This is a genomic window from Nonomuraea maritima (assembly GCF_900100395.1).
Lineage (GTDB): Bacteria > Actinomycetota > Actinomycetes > Streptosporangiales > Streptosporangiaceae > Nonomuraea > Nonomuraea maritima.
Map to the genome: position 1 here is coordinate 1 of NZ_FNFB01000001.1, position 19,134 is coordinate 19,134.

The window sequence follows — 19,134 nt, forward strand, 5'->3', positions numbered from 1 at the left end:
CCGCCGGACAGCTGCTGGTCACCGTCGGCGAAAACCACGACCGGCTGCACAGCGAAGCCGCTTTCGCCATGCTGTGCGGCGTCTCCCCGATCCCCGCCTCCTCCGGCAAGACCACCCGGCACCGCCTCAACCGCGGCGGCGACCGCCAAGCCAACGCCGCGCTCTACCGCGTGGTCCTATGCCGTCTGCGCTGGGATCCACGCACCCGCGCCTACATGGAACGACGCACCCAAGACGGCCTGTCCAAGAAAGAGATCATCCGCTGCCTGAAGCGCTACATAGCCCGCGAACTCTACCGAATCATCACATCAAACGATCAAGAACACGTCGCTTGACATCCATAGGAGCATCCTCCCTGACGGCACGGACGCTCAGCGGCGGTGCCGCGCCCAGGTGCTCGAGCGGCGCCTCGCCGATCCGCCCAACTGCGCGCCGGTCAGCACGTCCACCAGGTGCTCCCTGACGCACGCCACGTGCGCGGGAGCAGCGGCCCGCAGCACGTCCAACCCGTCGGCGGTCAGGACGGCGAGCCGGCCGCGCCGGCCGCGGGCGAAGCACGCGCGGCGCACCCGTCCCCGCTGCTCGAGCTTGCCGGCCGCGTGGCAGATGCGGCTGGGCCGGCTCGTTCATCCGCGGGCTCCGTCCCGGACGCCTCCGACAGCAGGGCGAGCAGCTCGTAGCCGTCGCCCCTGGCAGGAAAACCGACGGGCCCGGACGAGAGATTCGTCCGGGCCCGTGCGGTGTGGCGTCAGGAATCAGTGGGTGAGGCTGCGGTCGTCGCCGCCTGCACCGACTGCCGCGTGCTCCTCGTCGCCACCGTGCGCTTCACCGTGCTCGATGGCGGCGTGCTCGTCGTGCCCGTGCCCGTGGCCGTCCTCCAGCGGGATCTTCTCCCCGCCGTAAGCCTTGGACATCCGGGCGCGCAGCCTGCCCAGCGGGCCGCGCATGCCCGCCGGTGGGATGCCCGCGCCGTCCTCGGCCACCGGCAGCATCGGCACGGCCTCCTTGCCACGCAGGTGGGCCTCCATGTCCTCCGCCGGCGGCGTGTGGACCTCGATGAACTCACCGTGCGGCAGCCGCTTGATCACGCCCGACTCGACGCCGTGCGAGATGACCGCCTGGTCGGAGCGCTGCAGGCCCAGGCACATGCGGTAGGCGATCAGGTACGCCAGCGCCGGCGCCACGAAGATCAGCACCCGTCCGGCGTACGTCGTCATGTTGAGGCTGATGTGGAAGTTGGCCGCGATCTCGTCGTTCGCGCCGAGCAGCCACAGCACACCGTAGAACGTGATCGCCGAGACGCCGATCGAGGTGCGGTGCGGGTTGTTGCGCGGACGGTCGGCGATGTGGTGCTCGCGGTGGTCACCCGTCACCCAGCGTTCGAGGAACGGGTAGAGCGCCAGGCCCGTCATGATGATGCCCATCGGCACCAGCGCCGGGATGAGAACGCTCAGCGGCAGCGTGCCCGCGTGGGACGTGCCGAAGAGGTTGATCTCCCACGGCGGCATGATGCGCAGCGCGCCTTCGAGGAAGCCCATGTAGAAGTCGGGCTGCGAACCCGCCGACACGTCGGCCGGCGTGTACGGGCCGAAGATCCAGATCGGGTTGATCTGGGTGAACGTCGCCAGACCCGCGATCACGCCGAGCGTGAACAGGAAGTACGCGCCCGCCTTGGCCATGAAGGCCGGGTAGAACGGCGCGCCCACCACGTTCTGGTTCGTCCGGCCCTTGCCCGGCATCTGGGTGTGCTTCTGCACCCACATGAGCACCATGTGGGCCGACACCAGCGCCAGCAGGATGCCCGGGATCAGCAGGATGTGCAGCGAGTAGAACCGGGAGATGACATCCCCACCCGGATATTCGCCACCGAACAGGAAGAACGTGATGTACGTGCCGACCAGCGGCAGCGAGATGGCGACACCCTCGGTGATCCGCAGACCGGCGCCGGAGAGCAGGTCGTCGGGGAGGGAGTAACCGGTCAGACCCTCGGCCAGCGCCAGCGTCAGCAGCAGCACGCCGATGAGCCAGTTGATCTCGCGCGGCTTGCGGTAGGCGCCGGTGAAGAACACGCGCAGCGCGTGCACCATCATGCCGGCCACGAACAGCAGGGCCGCCCAGTGGTGCATCTGCCGGATGAGCAGACCGCCGCGCACGTCGAAGCTGATCTCCAGCGACGACGCGTACGCCTCGGACATCATGACGCCCTTGAGCGGCGCGTACGAGCCGTCGTAGGCGATCTCCATCATGCTGGGCTTGAACCAGAGCGTCAGGAACGTCCCGGTCAGCAGCAGCACGACGAACGAGTAGAGCGCGATCTCGCCCAGCAGGAACGACCAGTGGTCGGGGAAGATCTTGCGCAGGTTGCGCTTGAGGAAGGCTCCCCCGCCGAGACGCTCGTCGAGGAAGTTCGCCGGTCCGCTGACCGCCTTGGGGGTGCTCGTCAGCACGTCGCTCATGCCTGGCCTCCCTTGGCCCGGGCCTCAGCCTCGGCGTCGCCGCGCTCCCAGTAGCTGGGGCCGGGCGGCACCTCGAAGTCTCCCTGAGCGATCAGGTAGCCCTCGGAGTCGACGGTGATGGGCAGCTGCGGCAGCGGCCTGGCGGCCGGACCGAAGATGACCTTCGCGCCGTCGGCGGCGTCGAACGTCGACTGGTGGCACGGGCAGAGGATGTGGTGGGTGTTCTGCTCGTACAGGGCCGCGGGGCAGCCCACGTGGGTGCAGATCTTGGAGTACGCCACGATGCCGTCGTGCGTCCAGTTCTGCTTGACGCCGCTCTTGAGCTCCTCAGGACGGAACTTGATGAGGATCAGCGTGGCCTTGGCCAGAGCGTTCAGGTCGTGCTCGTACCCCTCGGGGACGACCGACAGGATGCCGCCGGGCGAGTTGAAGTCGGCCGCCCTGATGGGCTGGCCGGTGCCCTCGACGACGAGCTTGCGCGGCTTGCCGTCCTTGGTCTTCTCACCCCACACCGTGTGGCGCAGCAGCTTGTTGAACTGCGAGCCCGGCATCTTGCTGTTGTCGAGGTCGCGCAGCAGCACCAGCGGGATGAGGCCCAGGGGGGCCGCGCCCAGCAGGAGCGTGCGGCGCAGCAGCTTGCGCTTGACGAAGCCGCTCTCGTTGGCGCCCTCGATGAACGTCTTCTCGACGACACCGCGGACGTCCTCGTCGGAGACCATCGGGTGGCGCTCCTGGACGAGGGAGTACTTCGGCATGATCTGGCGGACCCAGACCACGATGCCGATCGCGAGGCTCAGGATCGCCACCGTCAGCGACGTGCCCAGCGCCATGTTGGACGTGCCCGTCGCCTCAGGGCTGCCGACCTGGAACACCACGTAGGAGATGATGAACGCGATGGCGGCCACGAAGGTGATCATGAAGCAGAACGCGACGATCTTCTCGGCCTTGCGGGCCTTGGTCTCGTCCTGCAGGTTGACGCCAGGGGCCTCCTCCTCGGCCTGCGTCACTTCCGCGGTGCCGAGCATCGAGGTGCCCGGAGGGGGGGTGCCGATGACGCGCTTGGGTACGCGCTCGTCGGGCTGCTCGATCTCGTGCTCGTTGTCTGTCATGACTTCTGTCGCTTCTTCGCGGTGATCCAGATGGCGGCCAGTGCGAGGGCGCTGAGGCCCACGATCCACGCTACGAGACCCTCGGTGACCGGGCCGATGCGGCCCAGACCGAAGCCACCCGGGTCCTTCTGCTCACGGACCTGGGTGATGTAGGCGATCATGCTGCGCTTCTCTTCGGGCGTGATCGTCGTGTCGTTGAAGACCGGCATGGCCTGCGGACCGGTGATCATCGCCTCGTAAATCTGCGTCGGCGTCGCCGCGTTGAGGTTGGGCGCGTACTTGCCCTGCGTCAGAGCGCCGCCCGCGCCGGCCCAGTTGTGGCACTGGATGCAGTTGGCGCGGAAGAGCTCGCCGCCCTTGCCTGCGTCGCCCAGCTTCGGGTCGACCTGCTCGCCGGCGGGCACCATCGGGCCACCGCCAAGCGACTGCACGTACGCCGCGATCTGGCGGGTCGTCGTCTCGTTGACCCACGGCGCCGGAGGCTTGCGAGGAGCCTGCGGCCCAGGAGCGCCGGCCGGCATGCGGCCGGTGCTGATCTGGAAGTCGACGGCCGCGGCACCGACGCCGATGAGCGTGGGAGCGGTCGTCGTACCCTGCGCGTTCATGCCGTGGCAGCTCGAGCAGTGCTGGACGAACAGGCTCTTGCCCTCGGCCACGTCGTCGACCTTGCCTGCCGCCAGTGCCGCGTCGGCAGGCTTACCCGCCTGGATAAAGGCGGCGTATACCATCCCGACCAGCGCCAACGCCAAAATCAGGACGGCGTATCTCGCGAGGGGATGCCGCCGCCAAGCGGTGATCCTAGTCACAGAGATCCCGTTCCTTAACGAATAATGTAGATGGTCGCGAAAAGACCGATCCAGACGACGTCAACGAAGTGCCAGTAGTAGGACACGACGATCGCGCTGGTGGCCTGCTCATGCGTGAAGCGCTTCGCGGCGTACGTGCGTCCCAGCATGAACAGGAACGCGATCAGGCCACCGGTCACGTGCAGGCCGTGGAAGCCCGTCGTCAGGTAGAACACCGAGGTGTAGGCGTTAGCGGACAGGGTCGCGCCCTCTGCCGCCAGCTCCGAGTACTCGTACAGCTGGCCGGCGATGAAGATCGCGCCCATGAGGAAGCTGACGAGGTACCAGAAGCGGAGCTTTCCGACCTGACCCTTCTCAGCGGCCCACACGCCCATCTGGCACGTCACACTCGACAGAACCAGGATGATCGTGTTGGCCGTCGCGAACGGGATGTTCAGGTGAGCCACTCCCTCGGCCGCCTGCGCGCCCGCGGGAAGAAGAGAGGGAGCCCACTCAAGGCCCTTGCCCTCGCTCACCGACCGGATGGTGAAGTACATCGCGAACAGCGCCGCGAAGAACATGAGCTCAGAGGACAGCCAGACGATCGTCCCGACACTGACCAGGTTGGGTCTGCGGTACGACTGTGCTGTCGTCGTCGAAGTTATTGCGGATGCTGTCGCCACGGGCAGCATTATTGCGGCTCTGGTGGTCGGTCCGGCGCACGACCCCCCCGTTAGCAGGTACTAAGTGGGGACCAGCCTGGGATAATCGGTACAAATCAACCACCAGGCATGGTGGCCTGGGTTTGCACACCGGCGCACCGGTACCATCCCAGGTGACCATACCGCTTCGACCGATAGTGAGCGCGACCGATGTCCACTGGGAGCACGGACGACAAGATGAAGGTCCTCGTCTACAGCGACGACGCGGCGACCAGGGCCGAGGTGATCCAGGCCATCGGCAGGCGCCCGGCGGCCGACGTGCCCTTCGTCGAGATCGTGGAGTGCGCCACCGAGCCCAAGGTTCACCAGTGGCTGGGCTCCGGCGAGATCGACGTGGCCGTCCTCGACGGCGAGACCCAGCCCGCGGGCGGCATGGGAGTGGCCCGCCAGGCCAAGGACGAGGTCTACGACTGCCCGCCCATCTGCCTCATCATCGCCAGGCGCGACGACCGCTGGCTGGCCGAGTGGTCCAAGGCCGACGCCGTCGTGTCGCAGCCGCTGGAGCCGATCGTCGTGGCCGACACCGTGGCCGACCTGATCCGCCGTCGTTCCGCCACCCGCCTCAACGCCAAGTAGGTGCCCATGGACTCCCGTACGACCTGGCCCACGCTGCTTTCCGCTCTCCTTTCCGGGGAGCACCTCACTTCAGACGAGACGGCATGGGCGATGCGGGAGATCATGTCCGGCTCCGCGACGCCCGCGCAGATCGCCGGTTTCGCGATCGCGCTGCGCGCCAAGGGCGAGACCGTGGCCGAGGTGGTCGGCCTGGCCCGCACGATGCTCGACCTGGCCACGCCGCTGAGCGTCGAGGGCCCCGTGGTCGACGTGGTCGGCACGGGAGGCGACCGCGCCCACACCGTCAACGTCTCCACGATGGCCGCGATCGTGGCCGCCGCCACCGGCGCCCGCGTCGTCAAGCACGGCAACCGGGCGGCGTCGTCCTCGTGCGGGGCCGCCGACGTCCTCGAGCACCTCGGCATCCGGCTCGACCTCTCCCCCGCGCAGACCGCGCTGGTGGCGCGCGAGGCCGGCATCACGTTCTGCTTCGCCCCGGTCTACCACCCGGCGCTGCGGCACGCGGGTCCGGTGCGCAAGGAGATCGGCATCCCGACGTTCTTCAACTTCCTGGGCCCGCTCACCAACCCGGCCCGCCCGACGGCCCAGGCCATCGGCGTCTACGACGCGCGGATGCTGCCCGTGCTGGCCGGCGTCTTCGCCGAGCGCGGGGTCTCGGCGCTGGTGTTCCGCGGCGACGACGGGCTCGACGAGCTCAGCATCGCCGACACCTCCACCGTCTGGGTGGTCAGGGACGGCACCGCGACGCAGACCACGTTCGATCCTGCGGTGCTCGGCATCCCGCGCGCCGACGTGAGCGCGCTGCGCGGCGGCGACGTCGCGTTCAACTCGCAGGCCGTACGCGACCTGGTGGGCGGCAAGACCGGGCCGGTGCGCGACGCCGTCCTGCTCAACACCGCGGCGGCCCTGGTGGCCTACGACGGCCCCGGCGACGACCTCGACGGGTCGATGGCCGACGCCTACACCCGCGCCGCGCAGGCGATCGACTCCGGCGCCGCCGCCGCGACCCTCGACCGCTGGGTCGAGGTGAGCTCCTCCCTCCGCGCCTGAGGAAGCCGCGCGAGGCCGTACGCGGCCCTCAGAGCGCCCTCAGAGCGTCGGGAGGGTTCCGGTCGCCCGGCAAAGACGTGGGGGCGCACAGCGGCCCGTACACGAGGAGTGAGGGCCGCGCACACGTGACGAGGGCCCGCGTCTCACAGAGACGCGGGCCCTCGGTCGTTCCCGGACCGGATCAGGTGAGGTTGACGGTGGGGCCGTCCTTCAGCGAGCTCCACTTCAGCCATTCCTGCCAGGTCTCCTGCCAGTGCCCCCACCCGTTGGTGGGCTCCAGCTTGCGCGGCGACCCCGTGATGATGATCGGGTCGCCGATCAGGGTGTTCTTGATGAACCACCGCGCGTTCTCCGGGCTGACGTTCACGCAGCCGTGGCTGACGTTGGAGTTGCCCTGCGAGCCGACCGACCACGGAGCGCTGTGGACGTACTCGCCGCTGTTGGAGATGCGGACGGTGTTGTAGACGGTCAACCGGTAGTAGCCGGACTGGCCTGGCCCGATGCCCGGCGAGGTCATGATCGTGACGGGCTCCCTGGACATCGCCAGGTGGATGCCGGAGGTCGTGTGGTACTTCCACACGCCGCCCTGGCCGGCGCTCATCGGCATGGTGCGGATCTTCTTGCCGTTGCGCCGCACCGTGAGCACGTGCTTCTTCACGCTGCCCTTGGTGATCTGCGACCTGCCGACCTTGAAGTCGAGCTTGACGTCGCGCTTGCCGTACATGCCGGCGCCGCCGCGCACCCCGGCCAGCTTGGCCTCGACCCGCACCTTCGTGTGCGCCGGCCAGTACGCGCGCGGACGGAAGTCGACGTGCCTGTCGTCGAACCAGTGCCAGGCGCCCTCGACCGGCTTGGAGCTGCGGACGACGAGGTTACGCTCGACGGCCACCCGGTCGGCGATCGGCTGGTCGAAGGTGATCATGACCGGCATGCCGACGCCGACGGTCAGCCCGGTGTAGTCCTTGTTCGGGATGATGGTCTCGATGTCGAAGGTCTTGTCGGCCTTCACCGTCGAGAACGAACTGGTCGTCTCCGTCTGCTTGCCCGCGGCGTCCACGGTGACGGCCGTGACCTTGTACTCGGCGCTCGGCCGTACGTTGCCGAGGCTGCGCCACCGGGTGCGATCGGCGCTCAGGACGCCCTTGAGCGTGCCCGACTTGCCGCCGTCGACCCGGACGCTCTTCAGCGTCCCCCCTTCGGCCGACACGACCACGTCCTGGTCGGTCGGCACGTTCGCGGTCTTGTTCTCCGGGAAAACCCCTACAGAAGCTCGCTGCACATTGCCTGCCATGGCGTTGCCCTCGGGCTTCGCAGCCGGGGCGCCCGCTGAGCACGCAGCCAGCAGCGCCAAGGCCAGCAAGCCGGCCGGTCGATACGCTACGCGACCCACGAGTACTCCCTCGTCCAAGATCGAAACGCTTCTGCCTCTTTATTACCCTCGGTGAACGATTCGCCACATCCGACCAGTGTTAAGGAACACCAAAAAGCGGACACCCTTCCTCCAGGAAGGATGTCCGCCTCGGGTCTGGGCTCAGTGCGAGAAGTGACCCCGGTAGTACTGGAAGACGAACCCGATCATGGCCATGATCACCAGGAACAGGCCGATCAGGAACATCCAGAAGCCGACGACGAAGCCGGCGAAGGCGAACGCCGCGGCCAGGCAGACGAACAGCGGCCACCAGCTGCTCGGGCTGAAGAACCCGATCTCGCCCGAGCCGTCGCTGATCTCGGCCTGCTTGTTGTCCTCCGGCTGGGCACCGATGCGCCGCGCGGTGAACATCAGGTAGTAGCCCACCATGAAGGCGAACCCGACCGAGATGGCCATGGCCGTGGTGCCGACCGGCTCACCGTGGCCCATCTCGGCCTTCGTCCAGAACCAGTAGGCGATGTCGACGCCCGCGAAGAAGACGCCGCAGAGCAGGAAGAGCCAACCCTGGACCTTCATCAGGCCTCGACCTCCTTGGAGTCGGACTTGGTGGAAGCGTGCGGGTAGTGCAGGTCGAACGCCGGGCGCTCGGACCGGATCCGCGGCAGCGAGGTGAAGTTGTGCCGCGGCGGCGGGCAGGAGGTCGCCCACTCGAGCGAGCCGCCGTAGCCCCACGGGTCGTCGACGGTGACCTTGGGCGCGCTGCGCCAGGTCTTCCAGACGTTGTAGAAGAACGGCAGCGTCGAGGCGCCCAGGATGAACGCGCCCACCGACGACAGCAGGTTGAGGTCGGTGAAGCCGTCAGCCGGGCTGTAGTCGGCGTAGCGGCGCGGGAAGCCCACCATGCCGAGCCAGTGCTGCACGAGGAACGTGGTGTGGAAGCCGATGAACAGCAGCCAGAAGTGCAGCTTGCCCAGCTTGTCGTCGAGCATCTTGCCGGTGAACTTGGGCCACCAGAAGTAGAACCCGGCGAACATCGCGAACACCACGGTGCCGAAGACCACGTAGTGGAAGTGGGCGACGACGAAGTAGGTGTCGCTGATGTGGAAGTCGAGCGGCGGCGAGGCCAGGATGACGCCCGTCAGACCGCCCAGCAGGAAGGTGATGAGGAAGCCGACCGAGAACAGCATCGGGGACTCGAACGACAGGTGCCCTCGCCACATCGTGCCGATCCAGTTGAAGAACTTCACACCGGTGGGCACCGCGATGAGGAACGTCATGAACGAGAAGAACGGCAGCAGCACCTGCCCGGTCGGGAACATGTGGTGCGCCCAGACCGTGATGGACAGACCCGCGATCGAGATGGTCGCGGCCACGAGGCTGATGTAACCGAAGATCGGCTTGCGGCTGAAGACCGGCAGGACCTCGGTCACGATGCCGAAGAACGGCAGCGCGATGATGTACACCTCTGGATGGCCGAAGAACCAGAACAGGTGCTGCCAGAGCAGCGCCCCTCCGTTCTCGGGGGTGAAGATGTGTGTTCCCAGCTTGCGGTCGGCCTCCAGCGCGAGCAGCGCGGCGGCCAGCACCGGGAACGCCATCAGCACGAGCATGCTGGTCAGCAGGACGTTCCAGGTGAAGATCGACATGCGGAACATCGTCATGCCGGGCGCGCGCATGCAGATGATCGTGGTGATGAAGTTGACCGCGCCGAGGATGGTGCCGAGACCGGACAGGGCCAGACCCATGATCCACAGGTCGCCGCCGATGCCGGGCGAGTTGATCGCGTTCGACAGCGGCGTGTAGGCGAACCAGCCGAACGAGGCGGCGCCGCCGGGGGTGAAGAAGCCCGACACGGCGATGATGCTGCCGAACAGGTAGAGCCAGTAGCTGACCATGTTGAGGCGCGGGAACGCCACGTCGGGGGCGCCGATCTGCAGCGGCATCAGCTCGTTGGCGAAGCCGGCGAACAGCGGCGTCGCGAACATGAGCAGCATGATCGTGCCGTGCATGGTGAACAGCTGGTTGAACTGCTCGTTGCTGGTGAACTGCAGCCCGGGCTGCGCCAGCTCGGCCCGCATGATCAACGCCATGACGCCGCCGATGAGGAAGAAGGCGAACGACGTGATCAGGTACATGTGCCCGATGATCTTGTGATCAGTCGAGGACAGCCACTTGGCGATGATCTGGCCCTTGGACGAAGGCCGGATCGGCATGGTCAGTGGCTCTTGGATGGCGGTCACTGGGCACTCCCAGCCTGGTGGGTCGCGATGTACTGGTCGAACTCAGCCTGTGGAACGAGCTTCACCGAGAAGAGCATCCGGCTGTGGTCGACACCGCAGAGTTCGGCGCAGCGACCGGCGTAGACGCCAGGCCGGTTGAGCGTCGTGATCTGGAACTTGCGGCCTGGGTTGTCCTCGGGAATGCCGGGGATGATGTCGCGCTTGAACAGGAAGTCGGGCACCCAGAAGGAGTGGATGACGTCATCGGTCGACAGGTCGAACTCGACCTTCTTGTTCACCGGCAGCACGAGCTGCGGCCCCTGGTGGTAGTCGCTCACGGGCACGCCCGCGACCGGCTCCAGGGTCTTGCCCTCGTAGTTCGTGGTGAAGCGCCAGCTCCACTGGTACGCCTCGACCTTGACCTTGACCGGCGCGTCGCCGTCGACCCTGGTCAGTACCTCGCTGTCACGGGCGGTGAAGTAGAAGAACACCGACACCATGACCAGCGGGATCAGGGTGTAGAGCATCTCGATCGGCAGGTTGTAACGCACCTGCGGCGGAAGATCAGGGGAGGTCTTCCGCTTGCGGTGGAAGATGGCTGCCCACACGATCAGAACGATGACGACGGCGCCCGTGGCGAGTGCGGCGATCCAGGCCCCGTTCCACAGGGTCTGAACCACGCCGCCCTCCTGGGTGACGTGTTCGGGAAGAAGGCCGCGAGACCAGTTGGCCTCGGGGACGTCATTAGCACACGCCGTAGCAGTGGCCAGCAGCAACGCCAATGCGGCGGCGCGTGGCACCCTGCGCCGGGCCAACGAACGCCGCGTCGTACGGCGAGTCGGACTCACGGATCGCCTACCCCACAGATGAAGCCCAAGAGTCTTTCCCTTGGGCGCTCGTATTCCAAAATGCACAGCTGAATGCAGACACATTAGCGTGCAGGTGCCTCGCCCTCCCGCGCGACCCCTCGATGGCCGCTTAAGTGGGACGATAGGTCTCGTGGTGTACTTCGACGCGGCTTCCAGCGAGCCGCTCCACCCTCAGGCGCGCGAGGCACTGCTGGCTGCCATCGATGTCGGCTGGGCCGACCCCGCGAGACTCTACAACCAGGCCCGCCGCGCGCATCTGCTGCTCGAGCAGGCCCGCACGGAGGTGGCCGAGGCGCTCGGCGCACGAGCCGACGAGGTGTCGTTCACGTCGTCGGGCACGCAGGCCGTGCATCTCGGCGTGCTCGGAACCCTACACGGCAGACGAAGGGCCGGGCGCCACCTCGTGACGAGCGCGGTCGAGCATTCCAGCGTCCTGCACGCGGCCGGCGTGCACGAACGCGACGGCGGCACGGTCGAGGCGGTGGGCGTGAGCCTGACCGGCCGGGTCGAGATCGACCGGTTCGCCGAGGCGGTCGCGCGGCCCGGCACGGCGCTCGCCTGCCTGCAGACGGCCAACCACGAGGTCGGCACCCTTCAGCCGGTGGCGCAGGCCGCCGCGGCCTGCCGGGCCAACGGCGTCCCGCTGCTGGTCGACGCGGCCCAGACGGCCGGCCGGGTGCCGGTCCCTTCTGGCTGGTCGGTGCTGACGGCCAGCGCCCACAAGTGGGGCGGCCCGGCCGGGGTCGGGGTGCTCGCCGTACGCAAGGGCACGCGGTTCCGCTCGTTCCTGCCCGAGGACGAACGCGAGCACCGGCGGGTGCCGGGCTTCGAGAACGTGCCGGGCATCGTCGCCGCGGCGGCGGCCCTGCGCGCGATGGCCGCGGAGGCGGCGCAGGAGCAGGCCAGGCTGTCGGAGCTGGTCGCGAAGATCCGCGAGACGGTGCCGAAGATCGTGCCCGACGTCGAGGTGATCGGCGAGCCGGTCGAGCGCGCGCCGCACATCGTGACGTTCTCGTGTCTGTACGTCGACGGCGAGGCCCTGCTCACCGAGCTGGACAAAGCGGGATTCGCGGTATCGTCCGGGAGTTCGTGCACCGCGAGTAGCCTTCGTCCATCGCACGTCCTGGAGGCGATGGGCGTGCTGACGCACGGGAACGTGCGGGTGTCGCTGCCCAGGGGCACCTCCGCCGCGGAGGTCGACCGGTTCCTCGCCGTGCTGCCCGACCTGGTGCATCGCATCCGCGAGGACGCAGGAGTCGCATGACCGAGGTGACCGAGCCGGCGCTGACGATCGACGCACTCGGGAAGAAGTGCCCGATCCCGATCATCATGCTGGCCGCGCAGATCAACCACGTGCCGCTGAACGCCGTGGTGTCCGTGCTGGCCGACGATCCGGCGGCGTACACGGACGTGCCCGCGTGGTGCCGGCTCAAGTCGCACCGGCACGTCGGCTCGTACGAGCTGCCGGAGGGCGGCTGGGCGATCCACGTACGGCGTAATTACTGACGGCCGCGCCCGGCACAACACCGTCCCGCCCGGCTCACCGGGCGGGACGGTGTTGCTTCATGGCCGCTCTCAGGGGTGGTAGCAGCGGACGTGCGCGGCGATCTCGGCCGTGGCCTCGGCGCCGTACGCGGCCGCGAACCTCTCGAGGAACGCCTTCTGGCCGAGCTCGTACTCCTGGCCGCCGACGCGCTCGAGCACGTGGGTGGCGGTGAGGTTGCCCAGCTGGCCGCAGCGCTCCAGCGACAGGTCCCAGGCCAGGCCTGCGAGGAAGCCGGCGCGGAAGGCGTCGCCGACGCCGGTGGGGTCGGCCTTGCCGCGCTCGGGGGCGGGGGCGACGTGGATGGACGGCTCGCCCTTGCGGTCGATGACCGCGCCCTTCGGGCCGAGCGTGGTGATCCGGACGCCGACGCGGTCGAGGATCTCCTCGTCGGACCAGCCGGTCTTCTGCTCGATGAGGCCCTTCTCGTAGTCGTTGGAGAAGAGATAGGCGGCGCCGTCGACGAGCTGGCGGATCTGCTCGTCCTCCATGCGCGCGAGCTGCTGGGAGATGTCGGCGGCGAACGGGATGCCGCGCTGGCGGCACTCGTCGGTGTGGCGCAGCATCGCGTCGGGGTCGTTGGGGCTGATCAGCACGAGGTCGAGACCGGCGACGCGGTCGGCGACGGGCTGCAGCTCGATGAGGCGCGCCTCGGCCATGGCCCCGGTGTAGAACGAGGCGATCTGGTTGTGGTTGTGGTCGGTGGTGCACAGGAACCGCGCGGTGTGCTGGGTCTCCGACACGTGCACGGACTCGCAGTCGACGCCGTGGCGCTCGAGCCAGGAGCGGTAGTCGGCGAAGTCGTTGCCGACGGCGCCCACGAGGATCGGCTTGAGGCCGAGGCAGGCCATGCCGAACGCGATGTTCGCGGCACAGCCCCCGCGGCGGATCTGCAGGTCATCCACCAGGAACGACAGTGACACCCGGTCGAGTTGCTCGGCGATGAGCTGGTCGCCGAAGCTGCCCGGGAAAGTCATCAGATGGTCGGTCGCGATGGAGCCGGTTACGGCGATGCGCACGGGATTCTTCTTCCTCGCTGTCAGCAGGCCAATGAGCCTCACGAGAATACGCGAAGGTCCCGCGCGCACAAAGGCGCGCGGGACCTTCGGCCACCGGCCGTACCCGCTTAGTTGAACGAGTCGCCACAGGCGCAGGAGCCCGTGGCGTTGGGGTTGTCGATGGTGAAGCCCTGCTTCTCGATGGTGTCGACGAAGTCGATGGAGGCGCCCATGAGGTAAGGGGCGCTCATCCGGTCGGTGACGACACTCACACCGCCGAAGTCGGACACGACGTCGCCGTCCATCGAACGGTCGTCGAAGAAGAGCTGGTAGCGCAGGCCGGAGCAACCCCCGGGCTGCACGGCGACCCTCAGCTGGAGACCTTCCTCGCCCTGCTGCTCCAGCAGGCTCTTGACCTTCGCGGCGGCCGCGTCAGTCAGGATCAGGCCCTGCGCCGTGGTCTCGCTGCTCTCAACCGTCATCTGCTGACTCCCTAACCGGCTGTCTTTTTCTCGACGTCCTACCTAATGACGCTACCAACACCGAGCGCATGCCACACATTCCCGGGGGGCCGGGCTCCTCGACAGGAAGGTCGGGGCGTGTGCCATGATGGGTATCGTCAGAACGACGATAAGGGGGTACGGCCATGGCCACCCAGACTGGTTTGCCACTCTTCGTCCTCGGCAGGGGCGCCGATCCGCACAGCGAGAGGGGTGTCGAGTGTCCCGGCGAGCTGCCGCCCGCCTCCGACCCCGGGCTCGTGGAACGGGCCCGCAAGGCCAAGGAGACGCTGGGCGACCGGCTGTTCGTGCTGGGCCACCACTACCAGCGTGACGAGGTCATCCAGTTCGCCGACGTGACGGGCGACTCCTTCAAGCTCGCGCAGCAGGCGGCGGCGCGGCCGCAGGCCGAGTACATCGTGTTCTGCGGCGTGCACTTCATGGCCGAGTCGGCCGACATCCTCACCACCGACGACCAGAAGGTGATCCTGCCGGACCTGGCGGCGGGGTGCTCGATGGCCGACATGGCGACGTTCGACCAGGTCGAGGAGTGCTGGGAGGCCCTGGAGGACGCCGGTCTCGCCGATCGGGTGGTGCCCGTCACGTACATGAACTCCAGCGCCGACATCAAGGCGTTCTGCGGCCGCAACGGCGGCGCGGTGTGCACCTCGTCCAACGCCCGCCGCGCCCTCGACTGGGCGTTCGAGCAGGGCGAGAAGGTGCTGTTCCTGCCCGACCAGCACCTGGGCCGCAACACGGCGGTGCTGGAGATGGGCATGTCGCTGGACGACTGCGTGGTGTGGAACCCGCACCGCCCGAACGGCGGCCTGACCCGCGAGCAGCTGGAGCGGGCGCGGATGATCCTGTGGAAGGGCCACTGCTCGGTGCACGGCCGCTTCACGGCCGAGTCGGTGGACGACGTACGCGAGCGCATCCCCGGCGTGAACGTGCTCGTGCACCCAGAGTGCCGGCACGAGGTCGTGCTGAAGGCCGACCACGTGGGCTCGACCGAGCACATCATCAAGACCCTGGAGGCGGCGCCGTCGGGGTCGAGCTGGGCGATCGGCACCGAGCTCAACCTGGTCAAGCGGCTGGCCCAGACCTTCCCCGACAAGAACATCTCGTTCCTCGACCGGACGGTCTGCTACTGCTCGACCATGAACCGGATCGACCTGCCGCACCTGGTGTGGGCGCTGGAGTCGCTGGTGCTCGGCGAGGTGGTCAACCCGATCACCGTGGACGAGGACACCGCCCACTGGGCCAGGGTGGCCCTCGACCGCATGCTCGCCCTCCCGTAACGGAACCTCGGGAGAACCGGGCTCAGGTGGGCGAGGGTGCGGGCCGGGCGGTCAGGCGAACGCGTAGCCCACCTGGACGCGTACCGACAGGGTGAGGCGGCCGGGGCTGACCGAGGCGTCCGTGTCGGCGGCCGACAGCGCCATGCGCAGCGGCCGCGGCCCGGCGTCGGGTTCCTCGGTGACCGACACGACCGGGCCCAGCGGACGTCCGGCCAGGCCGGCGTACTGGGCGGCCTTGGCGGCGGCGTCCCTGAAGGCCCGCGTCCTGGCCTCGGCCAGCGCCGTCACCGGATCGGACAGCTCGAAGGCCAGGCCGTGGAGCCTGGCCTCCTGCCCGACCCCGGCCACGGTGTCGATCACGTGGTCGGCCCGGCCGAGGTCGCGGACGACGACCTCGGCGCCCTGCGCGGCCCGGTAGGCCGCAACCTTCGGGTACGACTCGTACTCGGGCCCGAGGGAGAGCTCCGTCGTCCGGATGTCGTGGGGCGCGACGCCCGCCGCGGCGAGCGCGCCGGACAGCCGGGCGGCGGCGGCCCGTACGGCGGCGAACGCCTCACCGGCCGTGGCGCGCCGGACCTCGACGCCCGCCTGCAGCCTCAGCAGGTCGGGCACGGCCAGGACGGCGCCCTCGCCGATCACGGTGATGTCCACGGGCGTGCCCCCTTCGCATGGCCGGCCCCACCGATCCTAGGGCGGCGCCGGGTCAGCGGACCGCGACGGCCTCCACGACGGCGTCCGGATGGTGGTGCAGGACGCGGCGGGCGCCCGGCACGCGCACCAGCGTGCCGCCGAGGTCACGGGCCAGGCGCTCCCCGCAGCCGCCCCACTCCCCCGTACCGATCACGATGACCGGCACGGGCGGGAACGGCTTTTCCAGCCGGAGCCGGCGCAGGTCGGCGGCCATGTCGCGGCGGGCCAGCCACTCCCCCGCGACGGCCGCGGTCACCTTGCCCATGCGGTAGACGCCCGACGGGTCGGGCAACCCGGTGAGCAGCCGGTGCGCGGCCGGTCCTGCCACGCGCGCCAGGGCGGTCGCGCCCCACGTCCCGCCGAGAGCGGGCAGCCACCTGCCCACGGACCTCGCGACCGGCCTCGAAGGACGGCTCACCGGGCAGCACGGCGCCACCAGGACGAGCTTGGCCAGGCAGAGCGGGTGCAGGCGAGCGAACGCCTCCGCGTGCCAGCAGGCCGTCCCGTGGGCGACGACCGTCACCTGCTCCGGGTGGTCGGGAGCGAGCGCGGCGAGGCGGGCCACCTCGGCGTACAGGGTCGGCCGGCCCGGCGAGCGAGGGCTGAGACCGAGCCCAGGACGGTCGAAGCGGACGACCCGGTGGTGCGCCGCCAGCGCCTGCGCGACGACGTCCCAGTGGAACCAGGCGGCCCCGGACGCGGCGGTGATCAGCACCGCGGGGCCGCTGCCCTGCTCGACCACGTGCGGCCCCCCGTAACCGACCGTCGGGTCGGACGGCACGCCCTTGGCGCCGCCCACGCCCCCCTCGCGTCCGGTGGCCACCCTCATGGGGGCGGGCTCGTCCTCGACGCCGTCCGCGACGAGCAGCCGCATGGCCGCGTACACGAGCCAGACGGCGACGAACGCGAGCTGCGCGCGGTGCGCGAGACCCACGCCGTGCCCGGCGGCCAGGCCGGCGCCGGTGAGCAGCGTGGCGGCGAGGGTCAACAGCGTGAGCAGCCACGACACCCGCGAGCGCCAGCGCGCGCTGAGCACCGCCATCCCTGCCAGCACGGCTGCCGTGGCCAGCACGCCCACCAGCAGGTGTGCCCGGTGGGCGAAGGACGTGTCGGCCCGCCCGCAGAGGGGGTCGCTGAGCGCCGCGCAGTCGAGCGGGAACAGCCCGCCCGCGAACGTCAGCAGCCCGCAGACGGCCAGGGCCAGCCAGCCCGGCCACTCGCGCGGCACCCGGGGCACAGCGGCCACCCCGAGGGCGCACGCCAGCCCCGCCAGCGCGTCGCTCACCCGGAACAGACGGGTCCAGGGCTGGTCGCGCGCGGCCAGCTCGCTGACGTAGCCGTCGATCCGGTCGACCAGCGGAGTGGTGAACTGGCCGGTGACCCAGGCGCTGCCCATGACCGCGGCCAGAATGAACGCGCACGCCGCGAACACGTACAACCTTCGCTCCACGTGGTGATTAGATCACTGGGGGTGACGAGGTCACAGGCCGGGGGCACCCCAGACCGGGAACCACCGCGACAGGTCCTGCTCCAGCGGCAGCTCACCCTCGAGGGCGCCGCGGGCCTGGAGCTCGAGGGCGTTGTCGCGGCGCTGGCCCGTCGCCGGCGCGAAGGGATAGAAGGTGCCGCGCTTGTAGAGGTAGACGACGGCCAGGCGCCTGCCGTCGGGAGCGGCGAAGGACACCAGCGAGCACAGCAGCGAAGGGCCGAAGCCGGCGTCCTCCAGCGAGGAGTTGACCGCGTGCAGCTCGGTGACGAGGTCGCTCAGCGCGTCGGAGGAGCGGCGTACGAGCAGCCAGGTGTAGCCGTAGCCGTCGTGGGACTCCTCGACGCGGTCGCCCAGCAGCGCCTTGACGTCACTCTCGAGCGTGGCGAACGCGCCGCCCTCGGCGGCGCGGAAGGCCACGGAGCCGAGTCCGGTGGGGACGAGCCCGGTCGCGGCCTGCAGCGTCACAGCCGCGGACGGCAGTGCGAACAACGCGTCGAGGTTGGGTTCCACCGCCTTGGAGCGGCCGAGCAACCTGTCGAGCCACTCCATGCGGGCTCAGCCCCTTCCGAGCTGCCGGGAGATGTCGGCCAGCTGCTGCAGCCGGCGCTCCAGCGGCGGGTGGGTGGCGAACAGGGCCGCCAGCGACTGGCCCTTGGCCAGTGCCGGGGCGAAGTAGAAGGCGTTGAACGGCTCGGCCTCGCGCAGATCGCGGGTCGGGATGCGGGCCATGTCGCCGCTGACCTTGGTCAGCGCGCTGGCCAGCGCCGACGGACGCTGGGTGAGCAGCGCGCCCGCCCGGTCGGCGGCGAGCTCGCGGTAGCGCGACAGGGCCCGGGTGAGCAGGAAGCTCACGGCGTACACGAGGACGGAGACGAGCAGCACGATCGCGCCGACGGGCACGCCTCCCTGCCCGTTGTTGCTGCGCCGGCCGGCGAGCCCCGAGTAGAGGGCGACCCTCGTCATGAGCCCGGCCACGATGCCGAGGAAGGAAGCGATCGTCATGACGGCGACGTCGCGATGGGCGACGTGCGAGAGCTCATGCGCGATCACGCCTTCGAGCTCCTGAGGCTCGAGGCGGCGCAGGATGCCGGTCGTCACACAGACGACGGCCCGCTTCTGGTTGCGGCCGGTGGCGAACGCGTTGGGGACGTCGGAGTCGGCGATCGCCACTCTCGGCTTGGGCATGTCGGCCATCGCGCACAACCGGTCGATCAGGCCGTGCAGCTCGGGGGCCTCCTGCGGCGAGACCTCCCGTCCGTGCATCGCGAACAACGCGATGCGGTCGGACAGGAAGTACTGCACCAGCAGCAGGCCGCCCGCCAGCACCAGCACGGTCAGCGCCTGAACGCCGAGAGCGATCAGGACGCCGACGAACACGACGTAGAGCAGTCCGAGCAAGAACATCGTCACGACCATGCGGCTCGTGAGGCCGCGGTCGGACGCGAATCTCGCGTTCACCGG

21 protein-coding genes are annotated in these 19,134 nt (G+C 69.2%); 6 read left to right on the top strand and 15 right to left on the bottom strand.

Annotated features, from left to right (window positions below):
* Positions 1-335 (top strand): transposase (locus BLR04_RS00005; RefSeq protein ID WP_143021902.1); only part of this gene is annotated, 335 nt, incomplete at its 5' end.
* 36 nt (positions 336-371) lie between these two features.
* Here the strand turns inward: BLR04_RS00005 and BLR04_RS40370 are convergent.
* From BLR04_RS40370 to ctaE, 5 genes are all read right to left on the bottom strand, one after another.
* Positions 372-569: a hypothetical protein gene (locus BLR04_RS40370; RefSeq protein WP_176902862.1), complete on the bottom strand. Its 198-nt coding sequence runs from the start codon at positions 567-569 to the stop codon at positions 372-374.
* A gap of 186 nt (positions 570-755) precedes the next feature.
* Positions 756-2,456 (bottom strand): cytochrome bc1 complex cytochrome b subunit, encoded by a 1,701-nt coding sequence (gene qcrB, locus BLR04_RS00015; protein ID WP_090758234.1) that lies wholly within the window; start codon positions 2,454-2,456, stop codon positions 756-758.
* A complete protein-coding gene (gene qcrA / locus BLR04_RS00020; RefSeq protein ID WP_090758236.1) occupies positions 2,453-3,565 on the bottom strand; it encodes a cytochrome bc1 complex Rieske iron-sulfur subunit in 1,113 nt (370 codons plus the stop codon). The genes qcrB and qcrA overlap by 4 nt, the downstream gene beginning before the upstream one ends.
* The gene (qcrC, locus tag BLR04_RS00025) at positions 3,562-4,371 is read right to left on the bottom strand and encodes a cytochrome bc1 complex diheme cytochrome c subunit (RefSeq protein ID WP_090758238.1); all 810 of its coding nucleotides are present in this window, start codon (positions 4,369-4,371) and stop codon (positions 3,562-3,564) included. Before qcrC ends, qcrA begins: the two co-directional genes overlap by 4 nt.
* Before the next feature lie 14 nt (positions 4,372-4,385).
* Positions 4,386-5,042 (bottom strand): aa3-type cytochrome oxidase subunit III, encoded by a 657-nt coding sequence (gene ctaE, locus BLR04_RS00030; RefSeq protein ID WP_090758240.1) that lies wholly within the window; start codon positions 5,040-5,042, stop codon positions 4,386-4,388.
* Between the two features lie 180 nt (positions 5,043-5,222).
* Between ctaE and BLR04_RS00035 the strand changes: the two genes are divergently transcribed.
* Both BLR04_RS00035 and trpD read left to right on the top strand, forming a co-directional pair.
* Positions 5,223-5,648 (top strand): hypothetical protein, encoded by a 426-nt coding sequence (locus BLR04_RS00035; protein WP_090758242.1) that lies wholly within the window; start codon positions 5,223-5,225, stop codon positions 5,646-5,648.
* Positions 5,649-5,654: 6 nt separating this feature from the next.
* Positions 5,655-6,698 carry an anthranilate phosphoribosyltransferase gene (gene trpD, locus BLR04_RS00040; protein ID WP_090758244.1) on the top strand — a complete coding sequence of 348 codons (1,044 nt, stop codon included), beginning with the start codon at positions 5,655-5,657 and terminating at the stop codon, positions 6,696-6,698.
* A 181-nt stretch (positions 6,699-6,879) separates the two neighbouring features.
* On the opposite strand, the gene BLR04_RS00045 is transcribed toward trpD, so the two are convergent.
* The 4 genes from BLR04_RS00045 to ctaC form a co-directional block, all read right to left on the bottom strand.
* Positions 6,880-7,989, bottom strand: a complete 1,110-nt coding sequence (locus BLR04_RS00045) for a L,D-transpeptidase (protein WP_245739894.1) — start codon at positions 7,987-7,989, stop codon at positions 6,880-6,882.
* Positions 7,990-8,229: 240 nt separating this feature from the next.
* A complete protein-coding gene (locus BLR04_RS00050; protein WP_090758248.1) occupies positions 8,230-8,643 on the bottom strand; it encodes a cytochrome c oxidase subunit 4 in 414 nt (137 codons plus the stop codon).
* Positions 8,643-10,280, bottom strand: a complete 1,638-nt coding sequence (ctaD, locus tag BLR04_RS00055) for an aa3-type cytochrome oxidase subunit I (RefSeq protein ID WP_090759436.1) — start codon at positions 10,278-10,280, stop codon at positions 8,643-8,645. Before ctaD ends, BLR04_RS00050 begins: the two co-directional genes overlap by 1 nt.
* A gap of 23 nt (positions 10,281-10,303) precedes the next feature.
* A complete protein-coding gene (gene ctaC / locus BLR04_RS00060; protein ID WP_090758250.1) occupies positions 10,304-11,134 on the bottom strand; it encodes an aa3-type cytochrome oxidase subunit II in 831 nt (276 codons plus the stop codon).
* 151 nt (positions 11,135-11,285) lie between these two features.
* On the opposite strand from ctaC, the gene BLR04_RS00065 reads away from it, so the two are divergent.
* Positions 11,286-12,419, top strand: a complete 1,134-nt coding sequence (locus tag BLR04_RS00065; protein ID WP_090758252.1) for a cysteine desulfurase family protein — start codon at positions 11,286-11,288, stop codon at positions 12,417-12,419.
* Positions 12,416-12,661 (top strand): sulfurtransferase TusA family protein, encoded by a 246-nt coding sequence (locus BLR04_RS00070; protein ID WP_176902863.1) that lies wholly within the window; start codon positions 12,416-12,418, stop codon positions 12,659-12,661. Before BLR04_RS00065 ends, BLR04_RS00070 begins: the two co-directional genes overlap by 4 nt.
* Positions 12,662-12,730: 69 nt before the next feature.
* Here BLR04_RS00070 and BLR04_RS00075 read toward each other — a convergent pair whose 3' ends face one another.
* Both BLR04_RS00075 and erpA read right to left on the bottom strand, forming a co-directional pair.
* The gene (locus BLR04_RS00075; protein WP_090758254.1) at positions 12,731-13,717 is read right to left on the bottom strand and encodes a carbohydrate kinase family protein; all 987 of its coding nucleotides are present in this window, start codon (positions 13,715-13,717) and stop codon (positions 12,731-12,733) included.
* 107 nt (positions 13,718-13,824) lie between these two features.
* The gene (erpA, locus tag BLR04_RS00080; RefSeq protein WP_043638338.1) at positions 13,825-14,178 is read right to left on the bottom strand and encodes an iron-sulfur cluster insertion protein ErpA; all 354 of its coding nucleotides are present in this window, start codon (positions 14,176-14,178) and stop codon (positions 13,825-13,827) included.
* 164 nt (positions 14,179-14,342) lie between these two features.
* On the opposite strand from erpA, the gene nadA reads away from it, so the two are divergent.
* The gene (gene nadA, locus BLR04_RS00085; RefSeq protein ID WP_090758256.1) at positions 14,343-15,494 is read left to right on the top strand and encodes a quinolinate synthase NadA; all 1,152 of its coding nucleotides are present in this window, start codon (positions 14,343-14,345) and stop codon (positions 15,492-15,494) included.
* 51 nt (positions 15,495-15,545) lie between these two features.
* On the opposite strand, the gene BLR04_RS00090 is transcribed toward nadA, so the two are convergent.
* Genes BLR04_RS00090 through htpX form a run of 4 tightly spaced genes read right to left on the bottom strand, consistent with a single transcriptional unit; the run spans position 15,546 to position 19,131 of the window.
* The gene (locus tag BLR04_RS00090) at positions 15,546-16,145 is read right to left on the bottom strand and encodes an SIMPL domain-containing protein (RefSeq protein WP_090758258.1); all 600 of its coding nucleotides are present in this window, start codon (positions 16,143-16,145) and stop codon (positions 15,546-15,548) included.
* Positions 16,146-16,197: 52 nt separating this feature from the next.
* Positions 16,198-17,634 (bottom strand): alpha/beta fold hydrolase, encoded by a 1,437-nt coding sequence (locus BLR04_RS00095; protein WP_143021904.1) that lies wholly within the window; start codon positions 17,632-17,634, stop codon positions 16,198-16,200.
* 30 nt (positions 17,635-17,664) lie between these two features.
* Positions 17,665-18,222: a PspA-associated protein PspAB gene (gene pspAB, locus BLR04_RS00100; RefSeq protein ID WP_090758262.1), complete on the bottom strand. Its 558-nt coding sequence runs from the start codon at positions 18,220-18,222 to the stop codon at positions 17,665-17,667.
* 6 nt (positions 18,223-18,228) lie between these two features.
* Entirely contained in the window at positions 18,229-19,131 is a 903-nt protein-coding gene (gene htpX, locus BLR04_RS00105) for a zinc metalloprotease HtpX (protein ID WP_090758264.1), read from the bottom strand.
* Positions 19,132-19,134 lie beyond the last annotated feature (3 nt).

Excerpts from the sequence above, each read along its gene's own strand:
- qcrB (WP_090758234.1), bottom strand. The coding sequence starts at position 2,456 with ATGAGCGACGTGCTGACGAGCACCCCCAAGGCGGTCAGCGGACCGGCG.
- qcrA (WP_090758236.1), bottom strand. The coding sequence starts at position 3,565 with ATGACAGACAACGAGCACGAGATCGAGCAGCCCGACGAGCGCGTACCC.
- ctaE (WP_090758240.1), bottom strand. The coding sequence starts at position 5,042 with ATGCTGCCCGTGGCGACAGCATCCGCAATAACTTCGACGACGACAGCA.
- BLR04_RS00035 (WP_090758242.1), top strand. The coding sequence starts at position 5,223 with ATGTCCACTGGGAGCACGGACGACAAGATGAAGGTCCTCGTCTACAGC.
- trpD (WP_090758244.1), top strand. The coding sequence starts at position 5,655 with ATGGACTCCCGTACGACCTGGCCCACGCTGCTTTCCGCTCTCCTTTCC.
- BLR04_RS00045 (WP_245739894.1), bottom strand. The coding sequence starts at position 7,989 with ATGGCAGGCAATGTGCAGCGAGCTTCTGTAGGGGTTTTCCCGGAGAAC.
- BLR04_RS00050 (WP_090758248.1), bottom strand. The coding sequence starts at position 8,643 with ATGAAGGTCCAGGGTTGGCTCTTCCTGCTCTGCGGCGTCTTCTTCGCG.
- ctaD (WP_090759436.1), bottom strand. The coding sequence starts at position 10,280 with ATGCCGATCCGGCCTTCGTCCAAGGGCCAGATCATCGCCAAGTGGCTG.
- BLR04_RS00070 (WP_176902863.1), top strand. The coding sequence starts at position 12,416 with ATGACCGAGGTGACCGAGCCGGCGCTGACGATCGACGCACTCGGGAAG.
- erpA (WP_043638338.1), bottom strand. The coding sequence starts at position 14,178 with ATGACGGTTGAGAGCAGCGAGACCACGGCGCAGGGCCTGATCCTGACT.
- nadA (WP_090758256.1), top strand. The coding sequence starts at position 14,343 with ATGGCCACCCAGACTGGTTTGCCACTCTTCGTCCTCGGCAGGGGCGCC.
- pspAB (WP_090758262.1), bottom strand. The coding sequence starts at position 18,222 with ATGGAGTGGCTCGACAGGTTGCTCGGCCGCTCCAAGGCGGTGGAACCC.